Here is a 2,877-nt window from a genome sequence, read left to right on the forward strand (position 1 = left end):
CCGCTCCACCACCACGGTCCGGCGCTCGTTACCCGTCAGCCCGGACACGTCCACGCGGCGCACCAGATCACCGGCGGGAACCGCTCCCGGCTCGGCGACATCGAGGGTCCACTCCTCGCCCCCGGCCCCGCGCTGCCGCATCCGCAGCGCGCCGTGGTGGTCCAGCAGCGTCTGGAGAGCGGCGACGAGTGCCGGTTCGCGCAGACCTGCCGGGACTTTGGCCACCATCGACTGATGGAACCGCCGCACCGGACCGCCCAGCTCGCGAAGGTGGTGCACGATCGGCGTGAGTCCCACCTCGCCCACCCCGTCCTCGGGGCGTTCGACGACCACCGCACCCGTGGCCCGGGCGACCTCGGCGAGCCCGGCCACGGTCTTGGAGTGGAAGACGTCCTTGGGCGTGATCACCAGACCTGCCTTGCGGGCCCGGGCCACCAGCTGGATGGAGCTGATGCTGTCACCGCCGAGGTCGAAGAAGCTGTCGTCGGCACCGACCGAGTCCAGGTTCAGGACCTCCGCGAACAGCGCGCACAGCACCTCCTCGCGGGCGTTGCGCGCCGCCCGGCCTGACACCTGGGCCCCGAAGTCGGGTGCGGGCAGGGCACTCCGGTCGAGCTTGCCGTTGGCGTTCACCGGCAACGCGTCGAGGTGGACGAACGCCGACGGCACCATGTGGGCCGGCAGTGCGGCGGCGAGGTGGCGGGCCAGTTCCTCCGGGGAGGGGCGGGTACCCGGCGCCGTCAGGACATGGGCGACGAGCCGGTGCTCGCCCGTCGCGCCGGTGTGGGTGGTGACGGCCGCCCGGGTGACGTCCGGATGGCGTGCCAGCACCGACTCGATCTCGCCCAGCTCGATGCGGAACCCGCGGACCTTGACCTGGTGGTCGGCGCGCCCCAGGTAGTGCAGCGTCCCGTGGTCGTCCCACCGCGCCAGGTCACCGGTGCGGTACATCCGCGCCCCGGCCGGGGCGTACGGGTCGGGCAGGAAGTGGCACGCCGTCAGGCCCGGGCGGCCCAGGTAGCCGTCGGCCACCTTCGGCCCCGCCAGGTACAGGTCACCGGTCACCCCACTCGGCACCGGGCGCAGCCGCCCGTCGAGCACGTAGGTCCTCGTGCCGGACAGAGGCCGCCCGATCGGCGGCGCCAGCACCACGTCCGGGTCGCTCTCGTGCCAGCCGGTGGCGTACACGGTCGACTCGGTCGGGCCGTACAGGTTCGACACCCGCACATGCGGAGCGTCGGTCCGCAGCCGGCGCACCACGTGTAACGGCAACGCCTCACCGGCCAGCACCAGCCGCTCGCAGTCCAGGCGTGCCCCGGCTTCCAGCAGCGCCGCCACCACCGACGGCACGCCACTGACCAGCGAGCCCGACCACGGGCGCTCGGCCAGCGCCAGCAGGTCGGGTACGACCTCGATGCGGCCACCCGCCAGCAACGGCGCGAAGATCTCGAAGACCGACACGTCGAACGACAACGACGTCGACGCCAGGACCGATTCCAGTTCCTCGGACCCGAATTCCTCCACCGCCCACGACAGGAACACCGCCATCGCCCGCCGCGGGACGACCACGCCCTTGGGCCGGCCCGTCGACCCCGACGTGTAGATGACGTACGCGGTGGACCCCTCCGGGACCGCGCCGCCCAGCTCCTCGTCCGGCAGCGGCCCGCCCGGCATCGCCGCCAGCTCCCGTACGCACGACGGGTCATCCAGCGCCAGCGTCTCGACCCCGGTGTCCGGCAGCGCGCCGGACACCGACCGGTCGGTGATCACCAGCCGGGGAGCGGCGTCGTCCAGCATGAAGGCGAGCCGGTCCGCCGGGTAGGCCACGTCCAGCGGCACGTACCCGGCACCGGCCTTCAGCACCGCGAACACCGCCACGACCATGTCGGCCGACCGCGGCAGGCCCACCGCCACCAGATCACCCCGGTCGGCGCCCCGCGCCCGCAGGACCCGCGCCAGCCGGTTGGCCCGCGCGTCCAGCTCCGCGAACGTCAGCCGCACCGGCCCGCACACCACCGCCACGGCGTCCGGGGTGGCCGCCACCGCGGCTTCGAACCGCTCGACCACACCGCGCACGGACCCGGTGTGCGCGACGCCGTTCCACCCCTCCAACACCTTGTGCCGCTCACCGTCGGTGAGGACGTCGACGTCACCGGCGAGGAGGCCGGGGCCGGCGTGGGCGAAGGTCCGCAGCAGCCGTGTGCAGCGCTCGGCGAGGAGTGCGACCTCGTCCTCGGTGAACAGGTCCGGGCGGTAGCTGAAGTCCAGCGTCAGCTCGTCACCGGGCAGCGCGATCAGGGCCAGGGGGTAGTGGACGTCGTTGTGGGTGCGCAGACCCGCGACTCGCAGCCCGTGCGCGCCGGACAGGGTGTCCGGATCCAGCGGGTAGTTCTCGAACACGACCAGTGTGTCGAAGAGTTCGCCGCTGATGTCTGTCAGCCGCTGGATGTCGGCCATGCCCAGGTGTTGGTGCGCGGACAGCTCGGCCTGTTCCTGCTGGAGGCGTGCCGTCAGGTCCAGCAGCGGCTCGGACGGCTGGAGCCGTACCCGCACCGGCAGGGTGTTGATGAAGAGCCCGACCATGGTCTCGATGCCGGGCACCTCCGGCGAGCGGCCCGACACCGTCGTCCCGAAGACCACGTCCTCACGGCCCGTCAGGCGGCCCAGCAGCAGCCCCCAGGCCGCCTGCACGACAGTGCTGAGCGTGATGCCGTGACGCCGTGCCTGACGTGTGACGGCCTCGGTCAGCTCACGCGGCACCCGCACGGAGTGGTGGTGCGGGGTGACCGACGCGTGACTGTCGGCGTGGGGGGTGAGGCGGGTGGGTTCGTCGAGGCCGGCGAGGGCTGTGCGCCAGGCGTTCTGGGCGGCGGGGGT

General features: G+C 72.9%; 1 protein-coding gene. It reads right to left on the bottom strand.

Going from position 1 to position 2,877, the window contains the following annotated elements; translation table 11 throughout:
• On the bottom strand, positions 1 to 2,877 hold a 2,877-nt coding region (locus ACFY32_RS34025; RefSeq protein WP_390676367.1), incomplete at both ends, for an amino acid adenylation domain-containing protein.

It is taken from the genome of Streptomyces sp. NPDC000134 (assembly GCF_042899225.1).
Classification (GTDB): Bacteria; Actinomycetota; Actinomycetes; order Streptomycetales; family Streptomycetaceae; genus Streptomyces.